Consider the following 23,964-nt stretch of genomic DNA (forward strand, 5'->3'; position numbering starts at 1 on the left):
CGCGCGGAAGCCGCCCACCAAGGTGGGCATCTACCAGGGCGTTCGCTGGCATGGCCCGGCGCTACCGATCCACCATGACCCGGTAGGTGCCAACCTTGGTTGGCACGCGCGGAAGCCGCCCACCAAGGTGGGCGACTACCAGGGTGTTCGCTGGCATGGCCCGGCGCTACCGGTCCACCATGACCCGGTAGGTGCCAACCTTGGTTGGCACGCGCGGAAGCCGCCCACCAAGGTGGGCAACTACCAGGGCGTTAGCCGGGCATGGCCCGGCGCTACCGGTCCACCATGACCCGGTAGGTGCCAACCTTGGTGGGCACGCGCGGAAGCCGCCCACCAAGGTGGGCATCTACCAGGGCGTTCGCTGGCATGGCCCGGCGCTACCGATCCACCATGACCCGGTAGGTGCCAACCGTGGTTGGCACGCGCAGAAGCTGCCCACCAAGGTGGGCGACTACCAGGGCGTTCGCCGGGCATGGCCCGGCGCTACCGGTCCACCATGACCCGGTAGGTGCCAACCTTGGTTGGCACGCGCAGACGCCGCCCACCAAGGTGGGCATCTACCAGGGCGTTCGCTGGCATGGCCCGGCGCTACCGATCCGCCATGACCTGGTAGGTGCCCACCTTGGTTGGCACGCGCGGAAGCCGCCCACCAAGGTGGGCGACTACCAGGGCGTTCGCCCGGGCATGGCCTGGCGCTACTCCCCGATCCAGCCATCCAGCAGGTCGGCGAACTCATCGGCGTGCTCCTCCTCCTGCGCCAGGATCTCCTCCAGGATGCGCTTGGTGGTGGTATCGCTGTCGCCGATGAAGTTGATCATCTCGCGGTAGCTGTCGATGGCGATGCGCTCGGCCACCAGATTCTCGCGGACCATGTCGCGCAGGTCGCTGCCTTCCTTGTATTCGGCGTGCGAGCGTGCGGTCAGCGTGTCCGGATTGAGGTCAGGCTCGCCGCCGAGCTGGACGATGCGTTCGGCCAGCTTGCCGGCGTGCGCCTGCTCCTGTTGTGCGTGCTCGAGGAACTCGCCCTTGACCGCATCGGCCAGCATGCCCTTGGCCATGAAGTAGTGCCGGTAGTAGCGCAGCACGCATACATATTCGGTGGCCAGCGCGTCGTTGAGCAGCTTGATCACCACCTTGCGGTCGGCGCTGTAGCTGTCGGTGATCGCTCCGTCTTCGATGTTCTTCCGTGCCCGCTCGCGCAGGGTCTGGCGATCGCTGATGCCAGCGACCTTGGCGGAAGGGGAGGTGTTGCTGGCTTTGGCTGGCTTGTTGGACATGGCTGGCCGGTTTCCTCTGCAGTAAGGGTTTCAGGTGGGCAGGTGATCCAGTACGTAGTCGGCTGACGACACCTCGAACTGGCCGGGCTCCTCGATCCAGGCCGCGCGCACCGTGCCGTCCACCACGTACAGGGCAAAGCGACGCGAACGCGTGCCCATGCCGGATGAACTTGCATCCAGTTCCAGGCCAAGTGCACGGGTCAGTTCGGCATTGCCGTCGGACAACATCAGCAGACCGTCGGGTACGTGCTGGTCGGTGGCCCAGGCTTTCATCACGAACGGGTCGTTGACCGCCACGCAGTAGACATCGATGCCGCGATGGCGGAACGCCTCGAACTTTTCCACGTACCCGGGCAGGTGGCGGGCCGAGCAGGTGGGGGTGAACGCACCGGGCACGGCGAACAGCACCACCTTGCGCCCGTCGAACAGGGCGTGGGTATCGAGGGTCTCGATGCCTTCGCGGATGCGCTTGAGGGTGACTTCCGGAATACGGTCGCCGACATGGATGGTCATGGGAACTCCTTGCTGGGTGAGGGTAGGGGCCAGGAGGGGACGGACGCGTCAAGACATTGGAAAACCCATGTATACACCCCATCTCCGTCGTCCGCGGCGGGCGGTCAGCCACAGCATGGGGCCGGGCGATGGCAGGCGCATTGCGCTGGATCAGTCGGCCTCACCGTTGCCGCACGACCGGCGGCGTAGCATCGCCGGCGCGTAGAATGAACCCGGGGCGGCGCCCACCGGCGCGGCCGAAGCGAATCGAGGTAGCTGGATGGAATTCAAGGATTATTACGCCACCCTGGGGGTGGAACCGAGCGCGGGCGAGGCGGAGATCAAGACCGCCTATCGCCGGCTGGCACGCAAGTACCACCCGGACGTCAGCAAGGAGGCCGGGGCCGAGGACAAGTTCAAGGCCATCAACGAGGCCTACGAGGCGTTGCGCGATCCCGAGAAGCGCGCGGCCTATGACCAGTTGCGTGCGCAGGGCTATCGTCCGGGCGAGGAATTCAACGTGCCGCCGAACTACGGCGGTGGCGGTTTCAATTTCGAGGAAGTGTTCGGCGGCGGTGGCCCCAACGGTGGTTTCAGCGACTTCTTCGAGAGCCTGTTCGCGCGCCAGCGCGGCGGCCAGGGTGCAGGCCCGGGCCCGGGCTTCAGCAGCCATGGCCATGCGCCCAACCGCGATACCCGGGCCAAGCTGTCGGTACCGCTGGAGGCGGCCTACAGCGGCGACAGCCTGCGCATCACCGTCAACGGCAAGCAGCTGGACGTGCGCGTGCCCAAGGGCATCCGTCCCGGGCAGGTGATCCGCCTGGCCGGGCAGGGCAATCACGGCGGCAACCTGCTGCTGGAAGTGGAGTACGCCGCGCATCCGCAGTTCGAGGTCGACGGCCGCAACATCCTGTACACGCTCCCGGTCACCCCGTGGCAGGCGGCGTTGGGCACCAGCATCAGCGTGCCGACCCTGGGCGGCGCAGTGGAACTGAAGATTCCGGCCGATTCCGATGCCGGTCGCAAGCTGCGGCTGCGTGGGCGCGGCCTGCCGGGCAGCCCGGAGGGTGATCAGATCGTCGAGCTGGAGATTGTCGCCCCGGCGGCGACGGACGACGCGCAGAAGAAGGCCTATCGGAATCTGGCCAAGGCGTTTGGCGAAACGATCTGAAATTCGCTTCGGTGGGTGCGGACCACGGTCCGCACGCCTTGCGGTAGTGCCGGCCGCTGGCCGGCAGAGGCGTGCCAACCAAGGTTGGCATCTACCAGAGCGGTGGGTCAGCCTTGACCGGCACGCCTTGCGGTAGTGCCGGCCGCTGGCCGGCAGAGGCGTGCCAACCAAGGTTGGCACCTACCGGAGCGGTGGGTCAGCTTTGACCGGCACGCCTTGCGGTAGTGCTGGCCGCTGGCCGGCAGAGGCGTGCCAACCAAGGTTGGCATCTACCAGAGCGGTGGGTCAGCTTTGACCGGCACGCCTTGCGGTAGTGCTGGCCGCTGGCCGGCAGAGGCTACCGGAGCGGTGGGTCAGCCTTGACCGACACGTCTTGCGGTAGTGCCGGCCGCTGGCCGGCAGAGGTGTGCCAACCAAGGTTGGCACCTACCGGAGCGGTGGGTCAGCGTTGACCCCCACGTCTTGCGGTAGTGCCGGCTGCTGGCCGGCAGAGGTGTGCCAACCAAGGTTGATACCTACCAGAGCGGCGTCAGCCTTGACCGGCGAACACCCGCTCCAGCACTTCGGACAGTTCGTCTTCCGAGAACGGCTTGGTGATGTAGGCCTTGGCGCCCTGGCGCATGCCCCACATGCGGTCGGTGTCCTGGTCCTTGGTGGTCACCAGGATCACCGGAATATGCCGGGTCGCCTCATCGCGGGCGAGCGTGCGGGTCGCCTGGAAGCCATTGAGGTTGGGCATCACCACGTCCATCAGCACCAGGTCGGGCAGCTCGGCCTTGGCGGTCTCCACCCCGGCCGCACCATCGGTGGCGGTCAGGATCTGGTGCCCGAGCTTCTCGACGATGCGCTGTATCCCCAACAGCTGCGACGGTGAGTCGTCGACGATCAGAATGCGTGCCATGTTGTTCCCCATGTGATGCCGGAAGTGTAGTGCCGGCATCCTGTTGGCGGGAGGGCGACAGCTGCCGTCCGTCGCCTGCCTGCGACGTTCAGTCGATCCGCACCACCGTGCGGCCAAGCGAGCCGCCCGCCAGCATGCGATCGAACACCGCAGGCAGACCGTCCAGACCGACTTCGGCGGTGCAGATGCGGTCCAGGTGCTGCGGTTTCCACGCGTCACCCAAGCGTGCCCACACTTCTTCGCGCAGCGCGCGCGGGGCATTGGCCGACGAAACGCCGAGCAGCGAGACACCGCGCAGGATGAAGGGCATTACGGTCATGTCCAGCGTCGGGCTGGCGGCCAGTCCCGCACTGACCACGCTGCCGTAAGGCACGGTCTGGGCCAGCAGACTGGCCAGCATCGGCCCGCCGGCGTTGTCCAGGCCACCGCCGAAACGTGCCGACTGCAGCGGACCGGTGTCGGCAAGGGCATCACGCGGCAGCACCTCGGCAGCACCGATACCGCGCAGGAAGTCGCTCTGTTCCGGTTTGCCGCTGATCGCGTGCACGGCATAGCCGGCGCGGCTGAAGATGTCCACGGCCAGAGCACCGACCCCACCGCTGGCGCCGGTAACCGCCAGTGGCCCAAGCTCGGGCGTCTGCCGGTTGTCCTGCAGGCGCAGCAGCGCCAGCGCGGCGGTGAAGCCGGCGGTGCCCAGCACCATCGCCTCGCGTGGGCTCAGGCCCGCCGGCTGGGCGATGACCGCGCTCGATTCCAGTCGCACGTACTGGCTGTAGCCGCCATCACGGGTTTCGCTGAGGCCGCAGCCGGTGGCCAGTACCGCATCGCCCTCGCGCCAGGCCGGATCGGTGGAGGCGACCACCGTGCCGGCCACGTCGATCCCGCCCACCAGCGGGAAGCGGCGCAGGATGCGGCCTTTGCCGGTGCCAGCCAGGGCATCCTTGTAGTTGACCGAGGACCAGTGGGCGCGGATCAGCACCTGGCCGGGGTTGAGGTCGTCCAGACGCAGCGGGACCAGGCCGCTGCGGTAGCCGGCGTCGTCTTTTTCGATGCGGAAGGCGGTGAACGGGGTGGTGGGGGCCATCGGCGTTGCCTGACTTCGAGGAAAACGCCACCTTACCCGCTCCAGCCCCTTTCAATCCTGCCGGTCCGCCCCATCTTGTATGATCGGTAGTGGTTAATGGCTGGCGTTGCGGGAAGGGCCCGCGTCGCAGCCCACATCTTGATGGAGCGTGCATGGCCTGGAATACACCCGGCGGCAACAAGGGCGGACAAGGCCCCGAGGACAATCGACGCGGGCCGTTCGGGTCGCGCGGCGGTGGCAATGGTGGCGGCTGGGGCGGATTGCCCGGACCGCTGAAGGACCTGTTCGACGGCGGCATCCTGCGTTGGGTGGTGGCGGCAGTGGTCCTGCTGGTGCTGTTCTCCAGCTTCCAGCTGATCGGCGAACAGCAGCGTGGCGTGGTGCTGCGCTTCGGCCAGTTCTCGCGCGTCCTGACCCCTGGCCCGAACTTCAAGTTGCCCTGGCCGATCGAATCGGTCACCAAGGTCAACGCCACCGAGATCAAGACCTTCTCGATCCAGGTGCCGGTGCTGACCCGCGATGAGAACATCGTCAATGTCTCGTTGAACGTCCAGTACCGCATCGATGACCCGCAGCAGTATCTGTTCGGCACCGTTGATGCCAACCAGGTGCTGGAACAGTCGGCGCAGAGCGCGGTGCGCGAGGAAGTCGGTCGCGCCGACCTCAACGCCGTATTGAACAACCGTGGCCCGCTGGCCGTGGCCGCCGAAGAGCGCCTGCAGACATTGCTGCGTGCCTTCAAGACCGGTCTGACCGTGACCGGCCTGACCCTGCAGGACGCCCGTCCGCCGGAGGAGGTCAAGCCGGCCTTCGACGAGGTCAACGGTGCCCAGCAGGTCAAGGAGCGCCTGATCAACGAAGCCCAGGCCTATGCGGCCAAGGTCGTGCCTGAAGCGCGCGGCCAGGCCTCGCGTGCCCGTACCACCGCCGAGGGCTACAAGCAGGCCGTGGTGTCCAAGGCCGAGGGTGATGGTCAGCGCTTCAGCCTGCTGCAGGCCCAGTACAAGGACGCACCGGAAGTCACCCGCAAGCGCCTGTGGCTGGAAACGGTGCAGCAGGTGCTGAGCGAGAACCGCAAGGTCATTGGTGGCGATGGCCGCCAGCTGATCTACGTGCCGATGACCGGTGATACCCGTGCCAGCACCTCGGCACCGGCGCCGGTTCCGAACCCCGATGTGGTGATGCCGTCGCTGCCGGGTACCACCGCAGTGGAAGCTTCCCGTGATCCGGGCCGGCCGGTGGGCCGCCCGACCGGGCGTTCGAGCGGCCGTGAGGAGGGCAGCCGATGAGAAATTCAATCTGGATCGCCGTTGTCGTAGCGGTGCTGCTGGGCCTGCTCGGCTCGGTGTACGTGGTCCGTGAGGACCAGACCGCCATGGTCCTGAACCTGGGCAAGGTGGTGCGTTCGGACATCAAGCCGGGCCTGCACTTCAAGCTGCCGGTGGTGGAAACGGTGCGGGTGTTCGACCGCCGCTTCCAGGTGCTGGACACCGCGCCGGCCCGTTACTTCACGGCCGAGCAGAAGGACGTCAGCGTCGACTTCTTCGCCATCGGTTACATCTCCAACGTGGGTGATTACTTCCGTGCCACCGGTGGCGATCCGCGTATCGCCAACGCCCGCCTGGCACCGATCATCACCGACTCGCTGCGTAACCAGATCAACTCGCGCACCCTGCAGCAGCTGGTCTCCGGCGACCGCAGCGAGCTGATCGCCGAGCAGCTGAAGGGCATCAACGAAGCCGTTGCCGGGCTGGGCATGCAGATGATCGACCTGCGCATCAAGCAGGTGGACCTGCCCACCGACAGCCAGGTGATCAATGACGTGTACGAGCGCATGCGCGCCCAGCGCAAGCAGGAAGCCGCCAAGCTGCGCGCCGAAGGCGAGGAGCAGTCGCTGACCATCCGCGCCCAGGCCGACCGTGACAGCACCGTGCTGATCGCAGAAGCCGAACGCGATGCCCAGCGCCTGCGTGGTGAAGGCGATGCCGAGGCCGCACGCATCTACGGCAAGGCCGGTTCGGCTGACCCGTCGTTCTACGCGTTCTACCGCAGCCTCGAGGCCTACCGTGGCTCGATGACCGACGGCAACGGCGTGATCGTGCTGGACAAGAACGACCCGTTCCTGCAGTACCTCAAGAACGATCGCTGAGTCCGCACGGCAGTACCTCACGGGGCCCGGCCATACGCCGGGCCTCGTGCTTTTCCGGAGTTCCCCCATGAAAGATCTGTTCGCCGCCGTCTGTCTGGTCGCGGTGCTGGAAGGCCTGTTGCTGTTCGTGGCCCCCGTGGCCTGGAAGCGCATGGCCGAACGCCTGCTGGACCTGCCCAGCCCGGCCCTGCGCAGCTTCGGTGGCCTGGTCCTGCTGGCCGGGTTGAGCCTGCTGTGGTGGGTACGGCATTAGAAGGGTGGTGCCGGCCGCTGGCCGGCAACCTGGGACTGCCGGCCAGCGGCCGGCACTACCGGGGCGGGGTGGCTGACCGGCTGGTGAAGCCGCCCGTCGGAAAGGTGGCACCGGACCCCGGAAACCCGGATAATGCACAAAAGCCGGACGGGCCTCCCCGTTCGGCTTTTTCCGTGTCTGGGCCTTCCATCGCCGGCCGCTCCCCGTTTGGAGCCGCCACCCAAGCGCTGGCCAGCCCCGCTGCGGTTTACCCGTCCGCGGCCCCGATGGCCGCAACAAATAGAGGAACCCGTCATGGGTCAGTCTGTCGTAGTGCTTGGTGCCCAGTGGGGCGATGAAGGCAAGGGCAAGATCGTCGATCTGCTCACTGAGGAAATCGGCGCCGTCGTGCGCTTCCAGGGCGGCCACAATGCCGGCCACACCCTGGTCATCAACGGCAAGAAGACCGTCCTGCACCTGATCCCGTCGGGCATCCTGCGTGACGATGCGCTGTGCCTGATCGGCAACGGCGTGGTGATCTCGCCGGCCGCGCTGCAGAAGGAAATCGCCGAGCTGGAAACCTCCGGCGTGGAAGTGCGTTCGCGCCTGAAGATCTCCCCGGCCGCGCCGCTGATCATGCCGTACCACATCGCCCTGGACCAGGCGCGCGAACGCGCTGCCGGCGGCAAGGCGATCGGCACCACCGGTCGTGGCATCGGCCCGGCCTACGAAGACAAGGTGGCGCGTCGCGGCATCCGCATCGCCGACCTGCATTATCCGAAGCAGCTGGAAGAACTCCTGCGCACCGCGCTGGATTACCACAACTTCGTGCTGACCAAGTACCTGAACACCGACGCGGTCGATTTCCAGAAGACCTTCGACGAGGCGCTGGCCTTCGGCGAATACGTGCAGCCGATGAAGTCGGACGTTGCCGGCATCCTGCATGACCTGCGCAAGCAGGGTAAGCGCGTGCTGTTCGAAGGTGCGCAGGGCGCGCTGCTGGACATCGACCACGGTACCTACCCGTACGTCACCAGCTCCAACACCACCGTCGGTGGTGCGCTGGCCGGTGCCGGCGTCGGCGCCGATGCGATCGACTACGTGCTGGGCATTGCCAAGGCCTACGCGACCCGCGTTGGCGGCGGCCCGTTCCCGACCGAGCTGGACGATGAAATCGGCCAGGGCATCCGCGACCGCGGCGCCGAATACGGTGCCTCGACCGGCCGCCCGCGTCGCTGTGGCTGGATGGACATCGTCGCGCTGAAGCGCGCCGTGGCCATCAACGGCATCAGCGGCCTGTGCATCACCAAGCTGGACGTGCTGGACGGCATGGAAAAGCTGAAGGTCTGCATCGCCTACGAATACAACGGCAAGCGTACCGAGTACGCGCCGCTGGACGCGCAGGGCTGGGAAGAGTGCACCCCGGTGTACCTGGAGTTCCCGGGCTGGACCGAAAACACCCACGGCATCACCAACTGGGACGACCTGCCGCCGGCCGCACGCGCCTACCTGCGTTCGCTGGAAGAGCTGGCCGGCTGCCCGATCAGCATCGTCTCCACCGGCCCGGACCGCGACCACACCATGGTCCTGCAGGATCCGTTCGCCTGAGCGATGCGGCGATGCCAGACGCTGCCTGGCAACGCTGCCGCACCGGTAGCGCCGGGCCATGCCCGGCGTCGCTGAAAGAAGAAGCCCCGCGAAAGCGGGGCTTTTTCGTTAGTGTGTACGCAATGCCAGCAGGGAAGCGGATCGATGACCGGCGATGTCAGCGCGAAAGGGACGCGGGTGCTGCGGATCACCCTGTGGGTGTTCTGGGGCCTGTGGGCAGTCGCCTGTGTGGTGTTGGCGGTGGGCGCCGTGGCCAACCACCTCGCGTCACGCACGCAGACCCTGCCGCTGGTGCTGAGCCCCGGTGCGAGCGCGGAGATCACGGTCTACCGCTTCATTGATGATCGTCTGCGGTTGCGGCTGCGTTACCCGCCCAACGCCGCCGACCCGGCCCTCGACCCCGACGTGCTGATGCGTGTCGACACCCCCAACGAGCATGCGGACTTCCGTGCGGGCGTGCGTTCTGGCCCAGCCGGAACGGATGTTGTGCGCAGGCTGGAAACCGTTGAAACGGCTGTTTTTACCGCCGCGTACTTCGGCTATGGCCGCGGTGATGCATTGCCCCGTGGCCGCTCCTGGCTGCGGGTGACCGTGCTGGAAGTGGAGCCGGCGCTGGCCGGCAGGCCGGCAACGATCGAAGTGCAGCCGCCGTTGGATCTTCTGAAACTGACCGACCTCGATTACCTCTGGCTGTGGCCGTTCTTCTTCTGGAAACTGGCAGCGCTGCTGCTGCTGGTTCCAGGCATCGCACTGGTGATCTTCACCATCGCGCTGCGCAGGCAGCGTCCACGCACTGCCTAGCCGCCACGACCAGACCGTGCGGGTTGCGACTTAATCCCCTCCGTCCCCTTTTTTCAGCAATGGATAGGGATTGATCGACTCGCCCTTCCACCATTGCTTCTCCGGGCCCAGCACGTGCACTTCGAAATGCAGGTGCGGGGCTTCGGGGTTGGCGTTGCCGGTGCTGCCGACGTAACCGATCACATCGCCGCGCTTGATGGTCTGCTTCTCGGCCAGGCGGTCGGCGTAGCGCTGCAGGTGCGCGTAGTAGTAGCACCAGCGGCCGCTGGGTTCGAACTGATAGATGGTCAGGCCGCCGCGTTCGCTGTCGAACAGCTTCTCGACATGGCCATCGGCCACCGCCAGCACCGGTGTGCCGGCAGCAGCCATGATGTCGATCGCATCGTGCACGCGGCCTTCGCTGCGTGCGTCGGTGAAGGTGTCCTGCAGTTGCGAGGGCGTGATGCCCTGTACCGGCAGCAGCAGGCCGGAGGGTGTTTCGCCCGTTGCTGCTGGGGCGGGCGCAGCGATTGCCGTTGTCGCCTGCTCCACGGGTACGGCACGGGCGCTGTCGGCTGCAGCGGAGGTCTGCGCCACTGCAAGGGGGCGGCCACCCGTGTCATCGGGCGGCTCGCCATCACGCTGCAACCACCATCCGGCTGCCACGCCCATCACCAGCCCCAGTACGATCAGTTGCGCTAGTCGCATCGGCTCACTCCTGCATGACGACCGGTACCGACGTATCCACGGCTGCAGCCACGCGCAGCACATCCCAGTTGGTCATGCGCACGCAGCCGTGCGATTCGGTCTTGCCGACATGGCCGGGCACCGGCGTACCGTGCAGGCCGTAATGGGGTTTGGACAGGTCGATCCAGACCCGGCCGACCGGATTGTTCGGGCCGGGCGGAATCGTGGCCTTGCGATCGCCCTTCCTGGCATCCCAGAACAGCTTCGGGTTGTAGTGGAATGGCGGATCCGGGTAGACGCCGAGGATCTTCCACTCACCGATCGGCAGCGGGTCGTGCTCGCTGCCCGACGACACCGGTACCTGCGCGATCACCTTGCCCTGCGCGTCCAGCAGCTGCAGGGTGGAGTCGGATTTGTCGACCACCAGTTTGGCGGCCTTGGGCAATGCAGCGGGCGCAATGTTGGGCACCTGGATGCGGCTGCCGGCCTTGCTCAGATCCACACCGGGATTGAGCGCCTTCAGCAGCTCCGGTGCGGCATGGAAGCGCTCGCCCAGCGCTTCCTCCACGCTGCTGAAGCCCAGTGCCTTCAGCTTGGCCTGGTCGGCGGGCTTTTTGGGAACCGCAACGAACGGACCGGCCACGTCCTCTGCGGTCAGCGTGTAGCTGGCAAGGGGGCCGACCGAGTCGGCCTGCAGGGCCTTCCAGGTGGCGTCGTCCAGTTCGCCGCTGACCGTCAGCCCGTGCGCTGCCTGGAAGCCGGACACCGCGCGGCGTTGATTGCTGCCCACTTCGCCATCGATCTCGCCCGGAGAGAAATTGGCGCGGTCCAGAAGTACCTGGGCGTGCAGGGGCGAGTGCGCCGCCGTATCCGGGCCGGCCTTTTCGGCGATGGGTGCTGGCAGGCCGGCGGGCGGGGGCGTCTGCGCAAAGGCGGGCGACATCAGCAGCGACAGGGCGAGCAGGGCGGGGCGGCATACGGGCATGGGCATCTCCAGGCAGATCACGCCTCCACCCTGCCCGTGGACGCTGCGCAGCCGCCGTGAAAGAAAACTGATGCCAGCATGAGCAGTGGGGCCGGGCCGCCGGGCCATCCTCCCGCGGCAGAAGCGGGAGGCCGGGTCTCACCAAGGTGAACGGCTTCCGACGCAGTAGAGCGGGAGGCGATCAAGATTCCCGGCTGGCGGGCCGATATGGACGCATCCCCCCGTTTTGGATTCACCCCATGAACTACTTGAGGAACGTCAGGGTCGCCTGGCGTCTTGGGCTTGGCTTTGGCCTGTTGTTGTTGCTGGTTGCCGCCGTGGTCGCTACCGGTGCCACCGCCACGATGGTGCAGAAGCGCGCGATGGAGCAGGTGGTCGAGGTTGGCGTAGCCAAGGTGCGGCTGCTGTCGGAGATGCTCGATGCCAACAACCAGATGATGGTCGTGCGCCGCGAGATGCTGATCCGCCAGGGCGAAGACCGTGCCAACGACGAGCAGCGCATCGCCGCTCTGGTCAAGCGCTACGAGGCCAGTTGGACGGCCTACCAGGCCCTGCCCGGCGATGCCGAAGGCAAGGTGATCGGCGAGACCATCGCCGCCAAGCGCGCGCTCGCCCGTCCGCTCAACAAGCAGACCAGCGAACTGATGGAACAGGGCGATTTCCCCGGCGCCGTGGCGCTGACCCTGGGCCCGGTGCAGGAAGCGGCCAATGGCTGGAACAAGGCGCTGGCCGATGGCGTGGCCTATGAAGAAAAGGAAAGCCGCGAGGCCGCTGCCGAGGCGATCCGCCTGGGCGAGCGCAGCCTGCTGCAGCTGCTGGTGCTGGGTGGCGTGGCGCTGCTGGCAGGCATCACCGCATCGGTGCTGATCGGTCGCAGCATGACCGGCCCGCTGGCGCGTGCAGTGCAGCTGGCCGAGCGCCTGTCCAAGGGTGAACTGGACCAGGAATTCCGCCTGGGCGGCCGTGACGAGCTGACCCAGCTCGGCGAGGCCATGGCCAGCGTGCGCCAGAGCGTGCAGGCCGCCATCGGCGCGCAGCTGCAGATGGCCGAGCAGCATGAAGCCGGCGCGATCCGTTACCGGATGGACGCCAGCGCGTTCCCCGGCGACTTCGGTCGCATGGTGCAGGCCACCAACCACCTGGTCGAATCGCACGTGCAGGTGCAGCTGCTGATGGCCGAGGTGATGCAGCGCTATGCCATCGGCGACCTCAGTCGCGATCTGCCCGAGTACCCGGGTGAGAAGGGTACGCTGACCCGTACCCTGGCGGCGGTGAAGCAGAGCCTGATGGCGATCAACGCGCAGATCGATGAACTGGCCCGTGCCGCGCGCGCTGGCGATTTCAGCGTGCGTGGCGACGCCGCGGCATTCCAGTACCAGTTCCAGGCGATGGTGAACCACCTCAACGGCATGATGGCCAGTTCGCAGGCCAGCATCGCCGATGTCTCCGACGTGCTGCGCGCCATCTCGCATGGCAACCTCACCGCGCGCATGGAGGGCGAGTACGAGGGCGTGTTCGCGCGCATGCGTGACGATGCCAATGCCACCACCACGCAGCTGACCGGAATCGTGCGTGGCATCCAGGTGGCCGCCGACAGCATCAACAACGCGGCACAGGAACTGGCGGCCGGCAACAACGATCTGTCGCGCCGTACCGAACAACAGGCCGCGAATCTGGAAGAGGCTGCCGCCTCGATGGAAGAGCTGACCTCGACCGTGCGCCAGAACGCCGAGCTGGCACGCCAGGCCGACAGCGAAGCGCATGCGGCCGGCGTTGCCGTGCGCGAGACCGAGCAGGCCATGGCGCAGATGGCCACGGTGATGGGCGAGATCGACCAGTCTTCGGCGCGCATTTCGGAAATCTCCACGGTGATCGATGGCATCGCCTTCCAGACCAACATCCTGGCGCTGAACGCTGCAGTGGAAGCGGCGCGTGCCGGCGAACAGGGCCGCGGCTTTGCGGTGGTGGCCAGCGAAGTGCGTACGCTGGCACAGCGTGCCGGTGTCGCTGCCAAGGAGATCAAGGAGTTGATCGAGGACGCCGCTGCCAAGGTGCAGAGTGGTCTGGCCGTGACCGTGGAATCGGAAGCCGCCATTGCCCGCGTGGCCCAGGCGAGCTCGCGTACCACCCAGCTGATGAGCGATATCGCCGCCGCCAGCAAGGAACAGGCGGCCGGCATCGAGCAGGTCAACCAGGTGGTGGTGCAGATGGACCAGGTGACCCAGCAGAACGCTGCGCTGGTGGAAGAGGCGACCGCTGCCAGCCGCGCGCTGGAAGAGCAGGCGCATGCGCTGACCACGTCGGTGTCGGTGTTCCAGCTGGAGCAGGGGGCACGCATGCCCAGCCTGCCTGCACGCGCGGCGTAAGCCAACGACAGCGCGATGTTGGATGGCGCCCTGCATGCGATGACCCGCATGCAGGGCGTCGATGCACGCAACGGTTGAGGGCCGCTAGCGCCCGCGTGCCGAGCGTTCGATCAACCAACCGGCCGCGTACAGCAACAGCAGGGTTGGCGGAACCAGCACCGCATACGCGGTCGACCAGGGCTTGCCGTACAACAGGCTGCCTGCGCCGATGGCATCAAGCGCGGCGGACTGCAGGGTGATGGGGAGTGCCATCAGGATGTAGGTACCCTTCGGGTCGGCGTCTGTCTGCGCGCCGTGGACCAGCCACGCGGTCAACAGCAGGTAGACCACGCACAGCGCAAGGCCTGTCCAGCTCAGCAGTCGTCGCATCTTCATCTGCAGGCCCCCTGTCAACGGACGTCGAAGCGGGCCTGCAGGGGCAGGCTTACATTCCGCAACAGATCCCTGACCACCACCTGCGCGGTCCACGTGCCCTTCGGGTCACCTGCCTCGGCAACGAACTTCAGCTGCACACTGGTCATGTACAGCAGGGTTGGCGGGCCGGGCAGGGCGGCAGTGAAGCAGGGAACATCGCGTTCGTCGACACTGGTACTGCCGTCCGGGCGAAGCATGCGCAGATCGCAGTGCACCTTGGGTACGCGGTTCTCATCCAGTTGCGGGTTGGACAGGAATGTCAGCAGGAACAATTCTCCGCCCAGGTGGACTTCGCTGGCCTCGGTAAAGCTGGGAGTGCTCTCCGGTGGAGTTTCCCACTTGGCCCGCCAGTCGGCGTCGGAGGTGACCAGCAGGGATGCCGCAAAGCCATCGCTGGATTTCATGGCATCGGTCTGCGGCACCGCCTTGCCGTCGCCATTTATCCAGCCATCGCTGGCAAAGGTGGTCAGTGGCAGCATCAGGGCCATCATGGCCAGTGCGTAGGTCCCTCGCATCAACGCTCTCCTTGGTAGCCGCATCCTGCGGCAGAGCCGGCAGTATCGCGCAACCTTGGCCGGCACAGCAGAGGGAGAGCCAGGAAGAGGTTCCTTCGCCTGCCGATCCGGGCGATGCTTGCCAGCAAAGGAGCTGGCATGGGAACGGGACGTGAGGAAAAAACAGGGCTGTGATGCCGCGTCGGCCGTGCCGCTGCACGTACTGATGCTGCCAGGCCTGGATGGCACCGGCAGCATGTCGACCCCGTTGCTGTCCGCACTGCAGGCTCATGGGCTGACGACGCAGGCGATCGCGCTGCCTGCGCAGGGCGGGCAGGATTACGCCACGCTTGCCAGATGGCTGTGGCCGCAGCTGCCCCGTCACCCCTTCATCCTGCTTGCCGAGTCCTTCTCGGGGCCGTTGGCGGTCGAGCTGGCCGCGCGCCAGCCCGCAGCGCTGCGCGGACTGGTGCTAGCCGCGACCTTTGCGCGCCGGCCCGTGCCATTGCCGGCAGCCGGCGCGGCACTGCTGTCACCGGCCTGGCCGGTGCCTCCCGTGGCGTTGCTGGCGCGCCTGCTGCTGGGGCGCTGGCGCACCGGTGAACACATGGCGATGCTGCGCGCTGCGTTGGCTCAGATTCCAGCGACCACGTTGCGGCAACGCGCCGCAGCGACCCTGCGGGTGGACGTACGCGCATTGCTGCCGCAGATCGGGGTGCCGACGCTGTGCCTGCAGGCGGGTCATGACCGGCTGCTGTGGCCACCGAGCGTAGCCGAACTGCAGACCCTGCTGCCGGACGCGCGGCACGTGACCCTGGAAGGGCCGCATCTGCTGCTGCAGGCCCGTGCCGAACCGGCCGCCGCGGTGGTGGCCGGTTGGGTGAGGGCGCTGCCCGCCACCGGCTAACTGCTGGCGCGGGTGCGTGCGGCCTTCTTCGCCGCGGTCTTGCGTACCGCCTTTTTTGCTGCACGGGTCTTTGCGGCCTTCTTCGCAGCGGTGCTGCGTGAGGCGCTCTTCTGCGTTGCCTTCCCGGCGGCCGCCTTCTTTGCAGGGACCTTCGCAGGGGCCTTCTTCACCACCTTCTTTGCAGCAGTCTTCCTGGTGGCGGCCTTCTTCGCAGGCGTCTTCTTCGCAGCGGTCTTATTCGCCACCTTCTTCGCCGGCGCCTTGCTTGCGGAAGCCTTCTTCGCCGTTGTCTTTCTGGCCACCTTCTTCGTTGCCTTGCGCGCGCTGCCGCTGCGCTTGCCACCACCATCCTGCTTGTTCACGGTGGCCCAGGCGATGCGCTCGGCGGTGCCTTCACTGGCACCGCGTTCGCGCTCACTCTCTTCGATATGCTCGGCCTGGCGCTTCTGCTTGTCGGTATAGGCGGATTTGTCACCACGGGGCATGGGGATTCTCCTGTCGGATGGTCAGGCCAGCAGGCGCAGCTTCGGCTCGCGTGCCCACTGGCGGGTGGCGGCAGCGGTGAGGAAGGCCTTGCTGTCCTCGGCCTCCACGGTGCCGGCATCGTTGCCGACGCGCGCTGCCTTCAACAGGGCCTGTGCGCCTTCGTCACTGGCGATGGCTTTCAGGTGCGCCCAGGCATCGCTGACAAAGCCCACGGCTGCCGCTTCCTTGGCCAAGGCCTTGCCGGCGTCGGCACTCAGCACGACCGCCACTGCGTCGAACACCACCGACGGGGTACCGGCCAGCTGTCCATCGGCGGCCTGCGTTTTGCCGTCGCTGAGCGTGGCACCGCCAATTTTCGGCGCGACCAGCTTGACGCTGGCGCCGGCCTTTTCGGCGGACTTGCGCAGATTGGCGATCACCCGTGCATCGGAGCCCTCGTCGAACAGGATGCCGATGCAGCGCCCCTGCAGCAGGGGCTTGTTGCGGCCGATCACGCGGACCTCGGGTGCGGCGGGCAGGTCCTGTGCAGGGGTTGCCGTCGGTGCCGGGGCGGGCAGCGTGCCCAGTGCCAGCCCGTCGGCCACGCGCTTGGCCAGGCCTTCGTCGATGTTGCGCAGATGGCTGACGGTGCGCACGCGCACCTTCTCGGTTTCCACCTTCGACAGCTCGAACACCAGCGCCGAGGCCAGGTGCGCCTGTTCCGGTTTTTCCAGGCTGCGGAAGAACATCCGCGCCTGGCTGTAGTGGTCGGCAAAGCTCTCCGCGCGGGTGCGGCCCTTGCGCCCATCATCGGCGCTGGCGTGGCTGCGGAAACCGGCGGGCGTCTCGCGCGGGCTGTCTTCCTGCAGCGAACTGGGGTCGTAGGCCACGCGCCCCTTCGGCACCTGCATCTGCATGTGGCCATCGCGCTGATGGTTGGCGAACGGGCACTTCGGTGCGTTGATCGGAATCTGGTTGAAGTTCGGTCCGCCCAGGCGGATCAGCTGGGTATCCAGATAGGAGAACAGCCGCCCCTGCAGCAGCGGGTCATTGCTGAAATCGATGCCCGGCGGCACGTTGGCCGGGCAGAAGGCGACCTGCTCGGTTTCGGCGAAGAAATTGTCCGGCCAGCGGTCCAGCACCATGCGTCCGATCACCTGCAGCGGCACCAGCGACTCGGGGATGATCTTGGTCGGGTCCAGGTGGTCGAACGGGAAGCCATCGGCCTGTTCTTCGGTGAACAGCTGCACGGCCAGCTCCCACTCTGGGAAATCGCCGCGCTGGATCGCCTCGAACAGGTCGCGGCGGTGGAAATCGTTGTCGGCGGCCTGCAGCTTCAGCGCCTCGTCCCAGACGGTGGACTGCAGCCCCAGCTTCGGCCGCCAGTGGAACTTGACGAAGGTGGAGTTCCCTTCCTCATCCAGCAGGCGGAAGCTGTGGATGCCGAAGCCTTCGATGGTGCGCAGCGAGCGCGGAATCGTGCGATCGCTCATCGCCCACATGATCATGTGCATCGATTCGGGCATCAGCGAGACGAAATCCCAGAACGTGTCGTGTGCGCTGGCCGCCTGCGGGAAGGCGCGGTCTGGTTCCATCTTCACCGCATGGATCAGGTCGGGGAACTTGATCGCGTCCTGGATGAAGAACACCGGAATGTTGTTGCCGACCAGGTCCCAGTTGCCTTCCCTGGTGTAGAACTTCACCGCGAAGCCGCGCACGTCGCGCGGGGTGTCGACCGAGCCGGCGCCGCCGGCAACCGTGGAGAAGCGGGTAAACACCGGCGTCTTAACCCCGACCTCGGTGAGGATCTTCGCCCGGGTCACCTTGCCCAGCGAGCGGGTCAGTTCGAAGAAGCCGTGGGCGGCCGAACCGCGCGCGTGGACGATGCGCTCGGGAATACGCTCGTGGTCGAAGTGGGTGATCTTCTCGCGCAGCAGGAAGTCTTCCAGCAGGGTGGGTCCACGCGGTCCCTGGCGCAGGGAGTTCTGGTTGTCTGCAACCGGAATGCCCTGGTTGCTGGTCAGTACCGGATGGGCGCCTCCTGCGAGCTGATGCAGTTCATCGCCCTGGCCGCGGCTGTCACGGTCGGCGGAGGTGGTGGCGGGAGCGCGCTTGCCGGTCGGCTTGCTGGCGGCCATGGAGGATCTCCTGGAGCGGGTAGGGGGCAGACTCCAGACAGTGGCGCCGCCGGCGTTAATGCACGGTCCCGTAGGAGTGAACGCGCAGACAAATCGGCGGCTCGGGTATGCTTGCCGCATGCGAGTCGAACCCGCCGACATCGAAGCCCTGTTCGACGCCATTCCGGACGTGCTGTTCTTCATGAAGGACCGCCAGGGCCGCTACACCTACGTCAACCAGACCATGCTGCGACGGCTGGGCCTGCGTGCGCGCAAGGACGTGATCGGACGCACCGCGGCCGAGATCTACCCCACCGGCCTGAGTGCGGACTATGTCGACCAGGACGCACGCGTGCTGTCCGGCGAGGTGATCGAGAACCTGATGGAGCTGCACCTGTTCGCCAACCGCGAACCGGGCTGGTGCCTGACCTGCAAACGCCCGCTGCTGGTGGACGGGCAGGTCGAGGGGCTGATCGGCATTTCCCGCGACCTCGGCCAGAAGGACAGCCTGGGGACCCAGTACGAGCAGCTCCGTCTGGCCTTGGCCCACCTCAATACGCACTACGCCGAGAACGTGCGGATGCAGACGCTGCTGGACATCACCGGGTTCTCGTTGTCCAAGCTGGAGCGCAGCTTCCGCAAGGTGTTCCAGATGACGCCGCAGCAGGTGCTGACCCGGCTGCGGATCCAGATGGCCATGCACCTGCTGCATGGCAACGAGAGCATTGCCTGCATCGGCCAGGCCTGCGGTTTCAGCGACCAGAGCGCGTTCACCCGCAAGTTCAAGGCTGAAACCGGTTTCTCCCCGCGCGCCTACCGCGCCCGTATCGGCGGCAATGTCGGCGAGCCGGTACCGGCCTGAGTTTCCTGCTGCGCTGTGCCTATCCCCGCGGCGGCTGGACACGGTAAGGTGTCGCCCTTGTAGCCGCCGCCAGCCCTGCCGATGCCCGCCACCCCCGATACGACCGCTTCGCCCTCCCGCCTCGGCCATTCGCTCAAGCCACGCCAGCTGATCATGATGGGGCTGGGCAGCGCCATCGGCGCCGGCCTGTTCCTCGGCTCCGGCGTGGGCGTGCAGGCGGCCGGCCCGGCGGTGCTGGTGTCCTACCTGGTGGCCGGTGCGCTGGTGATCATCGTGATGAACGCGCTGGGTGAAATGGCCGCGGCCAAGCCGACCAGCGGTGCGTTCTCGGTGTATGCGGCCGATGCCATGGGCGCCACCGCCGGTGCCACCGTGGGCTGGCTGTGGTGGGTGCAGCTGGTCATCGTGATTGCCGCCGAGGCAGTGGGTGCGGCCGGGTTGCTGGCCACGGTCTGGCCGGTGGTGCCGGTACCGATGGCGGCATTGGCCTTCATGCTGTTCTTCACCGCGATCAACCTGCTCGGGGTGAAGAACTTCGGCGAGTTCGAATTCTGGTTCGCCATCCTCAAGGTGGCGGCGATCCTGGCCTTCATTGCCGTGGGCGTGGCGCTGCTGATGGGCTGGCTGCCGCAGGTGGCCTCGCCGGGCCTGAGCAACTTCACCGAGCACGGTGGCTTCGCACCGAAGGGCTTGGCCGGCATCGGCGCGGCGCTGCTGGTGGTGGTGTTCGCCTTCGGTGGCACCGAAATCGTGGCCGTCGCTGCGGCGGAGACCGAAGACCCCGAGCGCAGCATCGCCCGTGCCATCCGCACCGTGGCCTGGCGCATCCTGGTGTTCTACATCGGTTCGCTGAGCGTGATCATCGCCGTGGTGCCGTGGACCAGCGAAGCGCTGAAGTCGCCGTTTGCCGCGGTTCTCGATGTCGCCAATATTCCGGGCGCGGCCACCGCCATCACCCTGATCGCGGTGATCGCCCTGCTGTCAGCGCTCAATGCCAACCTCTACGGCGCCTCGCGCATGATGTATTCGCTGGCGCAACGCCGCGAAGCACCGGCCGTGCTGGGCTGGACCGATCCGCGCCAGGTGCCGGTGATCGCGGTGCTGGCCAGCGTCCTGTTCGGCTTTGCTGCCACCATCATGGAACTGCTGTTCCCGGACAAGGTGTTGCCGGTGCTGCTGAACATCGTCGGCTCCACCTGCCTGCTGGTGTGGACGTTGTCGCTGGTCTCGCAGCTGGTGCTGCGCCGTCGCGCCGACCGCCTGGGCACGCGCCTGCCGTTCCGCATGGCAGGCTTCCCGTGGCTGACCGTCTGTGCGCTGGCGATCCTGGCGCTGATCTTCGGCCTGCTGCTGAGTGAAGCGCATACGCGCCTGCAGTTCCTGTCGATGGTGGCGCTGACGGCGACCATCGCGGCCAGCAGCGCCATCGCCCGGCGCATGCGCGAGGCGTGATGGGGCCGCCGGGCATGGCCCGGCGCTACCGATACGCCGCGCCCACATTCCGCGTGCCATCCTGATCGGGTGGGCCATCACCGGCCCGACGAACGGGAGCACCGCATGCTGCGCAGCCGTCCCTTCCTGATGTTCACCGGCCAGGCCGAAGCGGCGCTGGCCCTGTACGCCGAAGCCTTCGCCGAATTCCGCCTGCTGGCCCTGCAGCGCCACCCGGACGGGGCGGGGGCGGGCGTGCCCGGGCAGGTCCGCCAGGCCATTTTCCTGCTCGGCGGCACCCACTACCTGTGCTTTGACAGCCTGGATGTGCACGACTTCACCTTCACGCCCTCGATGTCGCTGTTCGTCGAGTGTTCCGGCGCCGAATCATTCGAGCGTGCCGCGCGCGTGCTGGGTGACGGCGGGCACTGGCTGATGCCGGTGGGCGAGCAGGATTTCAGCAGCCGCTACGGCTGGGTGCAGGACCGCTTCGGCGTGTCGTGGCAGTTGAGCCTGGGGCAGATGCCCGACCCGTGACGCGTTCTGCCGCTGCGCTCGCCGGGCATGGCCCGGCGCTACGGGAAAACAAAAACGGCCCGCTTGCGCGGGCCGTTCTCATTTCCGATGCCGCGATGGCTTACGCCTCGACTTCATCATCCTTGTAGGCATCGACCGGGATGCAGGCACACATCACGTTCTTGTCGCCGTACACGTTGTCGACGCGGGCTACCGGCGGCCAGTACTTCTGCAGCTTCAGGCTCGGCAGCGGGAAGGCGGCCAGCTCGCGCGGGTAGGCGTGGGTCCACTCGCTGGCGGTCACGGCCGTGGCCGTGTGCGGGGCGTTCTTCAGCGGGTTGTCCTCGCGGTCCAGGCGGCCGTCTTCGATCGCGGTGATCTCTTCGCGGATCTGGATCATCGCGTCGATGAAGCGGTCCAGCTCGTGCAGCGATTCGCTTTCGGTCGGTTCGACCATCAGCGTGCCGGCCACCGGGAAGCTCAGGGTCGGGGCATGGAAGCCGAAGTCGATCAGGCGCTTGGCCACGTCTTCGGCACCGATGCCGCTGGTCTTCTCCAGCGGACGCACGTCCAGGATGCACTCGTGCGCGACCAGGCCGTTGCGACCGGTGTACAGGGTCTTGAAGTGCGGGGCCAGGCGCTTGGCGATGTAGTTGGCGTTGAGCTGGGCGACCTGGGTGGCCTTGCGCAGGCCCTCGGTGCCCATCATCGCGATGTACATCCAGCTGATCGGGAGAATCGAGGCGCTGCCGAAGCTGGCGGCGCTGACCATGCCGACCGGACCGTTGTCACCCAGCTTGCCCGGCAGGAACGGGGCAAGGTGCGACTTGACCGCACACGGGCCAACGCCCGGGCCGCCGCCGCCGTGCGGGATGCAGAAGGTCTTGTGCAGGTTCAGGTGTGAAACGTCCGAACCCCACTTGCCCGGCTTGGCCACGCCGACCAGGGCGTTCATGTTGGCACCGTCGGTGTACACCTGGCCGCCATGCTTGTGGATGATCTCGCAGATCTCCACCACCTCTTCCTCGAACACGCCGTGCGTGGACGGGTAGGTCATCATGATCGCGGCCAGGCGGTCGCTGTACTTCTCGGCATTGAGGCGGATGTCTTCGACGTCGACGTTGCCGTTGGCATCGGTCTTGGTGACCACGACCTTCATGCCGCACATCTGCGCCGAGGCCGGGTTGGTGCCATGCGCCGAATCCGGGATCAGGCAGATGTCACGGTGATCTTCGCCACGCGAGCGGTGGTAGGCGCGGATCGCCAGCAGGCCGGCGTACTCGCCCTGCGCACCGGAGTTCGGCTGCAGGCTGACGGCGTCGTAGCCGGTGCACTCGACCAGCATCGCTTCCAGCGAATCGATCAGTTCCTTGTAGCCCAGCGCCTGCTCGGCCGGCACCAGCGGGTGGATCTGCGAGAACTCCGGCCAGGTCACCGGGATCATTTCGGCGGTGGCGTTGAGCTTCATGGTGCACGAGCCCAGCGGGATCATCGTGCGGTCCATCGCCAGGTCCTTGTCGGCCAGCGAACGCAGGTAGCGCAGCAGTTCGTGCTCGCTGTGGTGGGTGTTGAACACCGGGTGGGTCAGGAACGCGGACTGGCGCAGCAGGCCGGCCGGCAGCGCATCGGCGGTGCTGGCATCGAGCGCGTCCACATCAACGGTGGCACCGAACAGCGCGCCTACGGCGACGATGTCGGCGCGGGTGGCGGTCTCGTCCAGGCTGATGCCGACCGAACTGCTGTCGATCGCACGCAGGTTGTAGCCGGCGGCACGGGCCTTGGCATGGATCGCGTCGGCGTCGACACCGGTGACGTGCAGCGTGTCGAAGAAGTCGGCACCGACCTGCACACCGGCAGTGCGCAGCGCGCTGGCCAGGATGGCGGCCAGGCGATGGGTGCGGCGGGCGATGCGGGTCAGGCCTTCCGGACCGTGGTAGACGGCATACATCGAGGCCATCACCGCCAGCAGCACCTGTGCGGTGCAGATGTTGGAGGTGGCCTTCTCGCGGCGGATGTGCTGTTCGCGGGTCTGCAGGGTCAGGCGGTAGGCCGGGTTGCCCTGTGCGTCGATCGAGACGCCGATCAGGCGGCCCGGCATCGAACGCTTGTAGGCGTCACGGCAGGCCATGAACGCAGCATGCGGGCCACCGAAGCCGAACGGCACGCCGAAACGCTGGCTGTTGCCGACCACGATGTCCGCACCCCATTCGCCCGGGGCGGCCAGCAGGGTCAGTGCCAGCAGGTCGGTGGCCACGGCCACCAGGCCGCCGCGCGCGTGCACGGCATCGACCAGCGCCTTGTAGTCGCCCACCTGGCCGAAGGTGTCCGGGTACTGCAGCAGCAGGCCGAAGGCTTCCGCTTCCAGCGCTTCGGCCGGGGTGCCCACGCGCAGCACGATGCCCATGGGCTCGGCGCGGGTGCGCAGCAGTTCCAGCGTCTGCGGGTGCACGGCGTCGTGCACGAAGAAGGTGTCCGACTTCGACTTGGCCGAGCGCTTGGCCAGGGTCATCGCTTCAGCGGCGGCCGTGGCTTCGTCCAGCAGCGAGGCGTTGGCGATTTCCATGCCGGTCAGGTCGGCGCACAGGGTCTGGAAGTTGATCAGCGCTTCCATGCGGCCCTGCGAGATTTCCGCCTGGTACGGGGTGTAGGCGGTGTACCAGGCCGGGTTTTCCAGGATGTTGCGCAGGATCACGTTCGGCGTGTGGGTACCGTAGTAGCCCTGGCCGATGAAGCTGCGCAGCACGGTGTTCTTGTCGGCGATCGCGCGGATCTTCGCCAGCGCCTGCACTTCGGTGATCGACTCCGGCAGCGCCAGCGGTGCCGGCGACTTGATCTTGGCCGGCACGATGGCATCGGTCATCGCATCCAGCGAGGCGTGGCCGATGACGCCGAGCATCTGCGCGATCTCGGCATCGTTGGGGCCGATGTGGCGCTCGACGAACGCCGAATGGTGCTCGAGCTCACGCAGGGAAGGGGTGTTCTGGGACATGGCGAAGGATCCGTCAGGAAAGGGCACACGCACGGGC

Annotated in this window: 22 protein-coding genes; 11 read left to right on the forward strand and 11 right to left on the reverse strand. The window is 66.9% G+C overall.

Going from position 1 to position 23,964, the window contains the following annotated elements:
• Positions 1-695: 695 nt before the first annotated feature.
• Positions 696-1,277 carry a ferritin-like domain-containing protein gene (locus J2X70_RS19855; protein WP_033831761.1) on the reverse strand — a complete coding sequence of 194 codons (582 nt, stop codon included), beginning with the start codon at positions 1,275-1,277 and terminating at the stop codon, positions 696-698.
• A 30-nt stretch (positions 1,278-1,307) separates the two neighbouring features.
• Positions 1,308-1,790, reverse strand: coding sequence for a peroxiredoxin (locus tag J2X70_RS19860; RefSeq protein WP_025877032.1), 483 nt, complete (start codon positions 1,788-1,790; stop codon positions 1,308-1,310).
• Positions 1,791-2,049: 259 nt separating this feature from the next.
• Between J2X70_RS19860 and J2X70_RS19865 the strand changes: the two genes are divergently transcribed.
• The gene (locus tag J2X70_RS19865; RefSeq protein ID WP_105164500.1) at positions 2,050-2,940 is read left to right on the forward strand and encodes a DnaJ C-terminal domain-containing protein; all 891 of its coding nucleotides are present in this window, start codon (positions 2,050-2,052) and stop codon (positions 2,938-2,940) included.
• Between the two features lie 529 nt (positions 2,941-3,469).
• On the opposite strand, the gene pilH is transcribed toward J2X70_RS19865, so the two are convergent.
• Positions 3,470-3,841, reverse strand: coding sequence for a twitching motility response regulator PilH (pilH, locus tag J2X70_RS19870; protein WP_005410644.1), 372 nt, complete (start codon positions 3,839-3,841; stop codon positions 3,470-3,472).
• An 88-nt stretch (positions 3,842-3,929) separates the two neighbouring features.
• A complete protein-coding gene (locus tag J2X70_RS19875; protein WP_032976611.1) occupies positions 3,930-4,925 on the reverse strand; it encodes a YhdH/YhfP family quinone oxidoreductase in 996 nt (331 codons plus the stop codon).
• A gap of 152 nt (positions 4,926-5,077) precedes the next feature.
• On the opposite strand from J2X70_RS19875, the gene hflK reads away from it, so the two are divergent.
• From hflK to J2X70_RS19900, 5 genes are all read left to right on the forward strand, one after another.
• On the forward strand, positions 5,078-6,214 hold the full coding sequence (gene hflK / locus J2X70_RS19880; protein ID WP_025877038.1) for an FtsH protease activity modulator HflK: 1,137 nt from the start codon (positions 5,078-5,080) through the stop codon (positions 6,212-6,214).
• Positions 6,211-7,074, forward strand: a complete 864-nt coding sequence (locus tag J2X70_RS19885; RefSeq protein ID WP_025877040.1) for a protease modulator HflC — start codon at positions 6,211-6,213, stop codon at positions 7,072-7,074. The genes hflK and J2X70_RS19885 overlap by 4 nt, the downstream gene beginning before the upstream one ends.
• 67 nt (positions 7,075-7,141) lie before the next feature.
• Complete coding sequence (locus J2X70_RS19890; protein WP_025877042.1) at positions 7,142-7,327, forward strand: DUF2065 family protein; 186 nt, start codon at positions 7,142-7,144, stop codon at positions 7,325-7,327.
• Positions 7,328-7,621: 294 nt separating this feature from the next.
• On the forward strand, positions 7,622-8,914 hold the full coding sequence (locus J2X70_RS19895) for an adenylosuccinate synthase (protein ID WP_025877044.1): 1,293 nt from the start codon (positions 7,622-7,624) through the stop codon (positions 8,912-8,914).
• A gap of 144 nt (positions 8,915-9,058) precedes the next feature.
• On the forward strand, positions 9,059-9,715 hold the full coding sequence (locus J2X70_RS19900) for a hypothetical protein (protein WP_033831756.1): 657 nt from the start codon (positions 9,059-9,061) through the stop codon (positions 9,713-9,715).
• Positions 9,716-9,745: 30 nt separating this feature from the next.
• Here the strand turns inward: J2X70_RS19900 and J2X70_RS19905 are convergent, their stop codons facing one another.
• Both J2X70_RS19905 and J2X70_RS19910 read right to left on the reverse strand, forming a co-directional pair.
• Positions 9,746-10,402: a M23 family metallopeptidase gene (locus J2X70_RS19905; protein ID WP_309911826.1), complete on the reverse strand. Its 657-nt coding sequence runs from the start codon at positions 10,400-10,402 to the stop codon at positions 9,746-9,748.
• Positions 10,403-10,406: 4 nt separating this feature from the next.
• Complete coding sequence (locus J2X70_RS19910) at positions 10,407-11,372, reverse strand: L,D-transpeptidase family protein (protein WP_309911828.1); 966 nt, start codon at positions 11,370-11,372, stop codon at positions 10,407-10,409.
• Between the two features lie 233 nt (positions 11,373-11,605).
• On the opposite strand from J2X70_RS19910, the gene J2X70_RS19915 reads away from it, so the two are divergent.
• Complete coding sequence (locus tag J2X70_RS19915) at positions 11,606-13,732, forward strand: methyl-accepting chemotaxis protein (protein WP_309911830.1); 2,127 nt, start codon at positions 11,606-11,608, stop codon at positions 13,730-13,732.
• 84 nt (positions 13,733-13,816) lie between these two features.
• Here the strand turns inward: J2X70_RS19915 and J2X70_RS19920 are convergent, their stop codons facing one another.
• A complete protein-coding gene (locus J2X70_RS19920; protein WP_032951973.1) occupies positions 13,817-14,107 on the reverse strand; it encodes a hypothetical protein in 291 nt (96 codons plus the stop codon).
• 14 nt (positions 14,108-14,121) lie between these two features.
• Entirely contained in the window at positions 14,122-14,661 is a 540-nt protein-coding gene (locus J2X70_RS19925) for a hypothetical protein (RefSeq protein ID WP_032976617.1), read from the reverse strand.
• 151 nt (positions 14,662-14,812) lie between these two features.
• On the opposite strand from J2X70_RS19925, the gene J2X70_RS19930 reads away from it, so the two are divergent.
• On the forward strand, positions 14,813-15,547 hold the full coding sequence (locus tag J2X70_RS19930) for an alpha/beta hydrolase (protein ID WP_309911831.1): 735 nt from the start codon (positions 14,813-14,815) through the stop codon (positions 15,545-15,547).
• Here J2X70_RS19930 and J2X70_RS19935 read toward each other — a convergent pair.
• Both J2X70_RS19935 and J2X70_RS19940 read right to left on the reverse strand, forming a co-directional pair.
• Positions 15,544-16,032 (reverse strand): hypothetical protein, encoded by a 489-nt coding sequence (locus tag J2X70_RS19935; RefSeq protein WP_059064804.1) that lies wholly within the window; start codon positions 16,030-16,032, stop codon positions 15,544-15,546. The genes J2X70_RS19930 and J2X70_RS19935 overlap by 4 nt on opposite strands.
• A gap of 21 nt (positions 16,033-16,053) precedes the next feature.
• The gene (locus J2X70_RS19940) at positions 16,054-18,150 is read right to left on the reverse strand and encodes a catalase (RefSeq protein WP_309911834.1); all 2,097 of its coding nucleotides are present in this window, start codon (positions 18,148-18,150) and stop codon (positions 16,054-16,056) included.
• 118 nt (positions 18,151-18,268) lie between these two features.
• Between J2X70_RS19940 and J2X70_RS19945 the strand changes: the two genes are divergently transcribed.
• The 3 genes from J2X70_RS19945 to J2X70_RS19955 all read left to right on the forward strand — a co-directional run bounded on the left by J2X70_RS19945 (position 18,269) and on the right by J2X70_RS19955 (position 20,959).
• Positions 18,269-18,991, forward strand: a complete 723-nt coding sequence (locus tag J2X70_RS19945; RefSeq protein WP_025877061.1) for an AraC family transcriptional regulator — start codon at positions 18,269-18,271, stop codon at positions 18,989-18,991.
• Between the two features lie 75 nt (positions 18,992-19,066).
• Positions 19,067-20,443 carry an amino acid permease gene (locus tag J2X70_RS19950; RefSeq protein WP_025877063.1) on the forward strand — a complete coding sequence of 459 codons (1,377 nt, stop codon included), beginning with the start codon at positions 19,067-19,069 and terminating at the stop codon, positions 20,441-20,443.
• A gap of 105 nt (positions 20,444-20,548) precedes the next feature.
• On the forward strand, positions 20,549-20,959 hold the full coding sequence (locus J2X70_RS19955; protein ID WP_025877065.1) for a VOC family protein: 411 nt from the start codon (positions 20,549-20,551) through the stop codon (positions 20,957-20,959).
• A 100-nt stretch (positions 20,960-21,059) separates the two neighbouring features.
• Here the strand turns inward: J2X70_RS19955 and gcvP are convergent, their stop codons facing one another.
• A complete protein-coding gene (gcvP, locus tag J2X70_RS19960; protein WP_025877067.1) occupies positions 21,060-23,927 on the reverse strand; it encodes an aminomethyl-transferring glycine dehydrogenase in 2,868 nt (955 codons plus the stop codon).
• Between the last annotated feature and the right edge of the window lie 37 nt (positions 23,928-23,964).

The organism is Stenotrophomonas sp. 1337, assembly GCF_031455455.1.
Taxonomy (GTDB): Bacteria; Pseudomonadota; Gammaproteobacteria; order Xanthomonadales; family Xanthomonadaceae; genus Stenotrophomonas; species Stenotrophomonas indicatrix.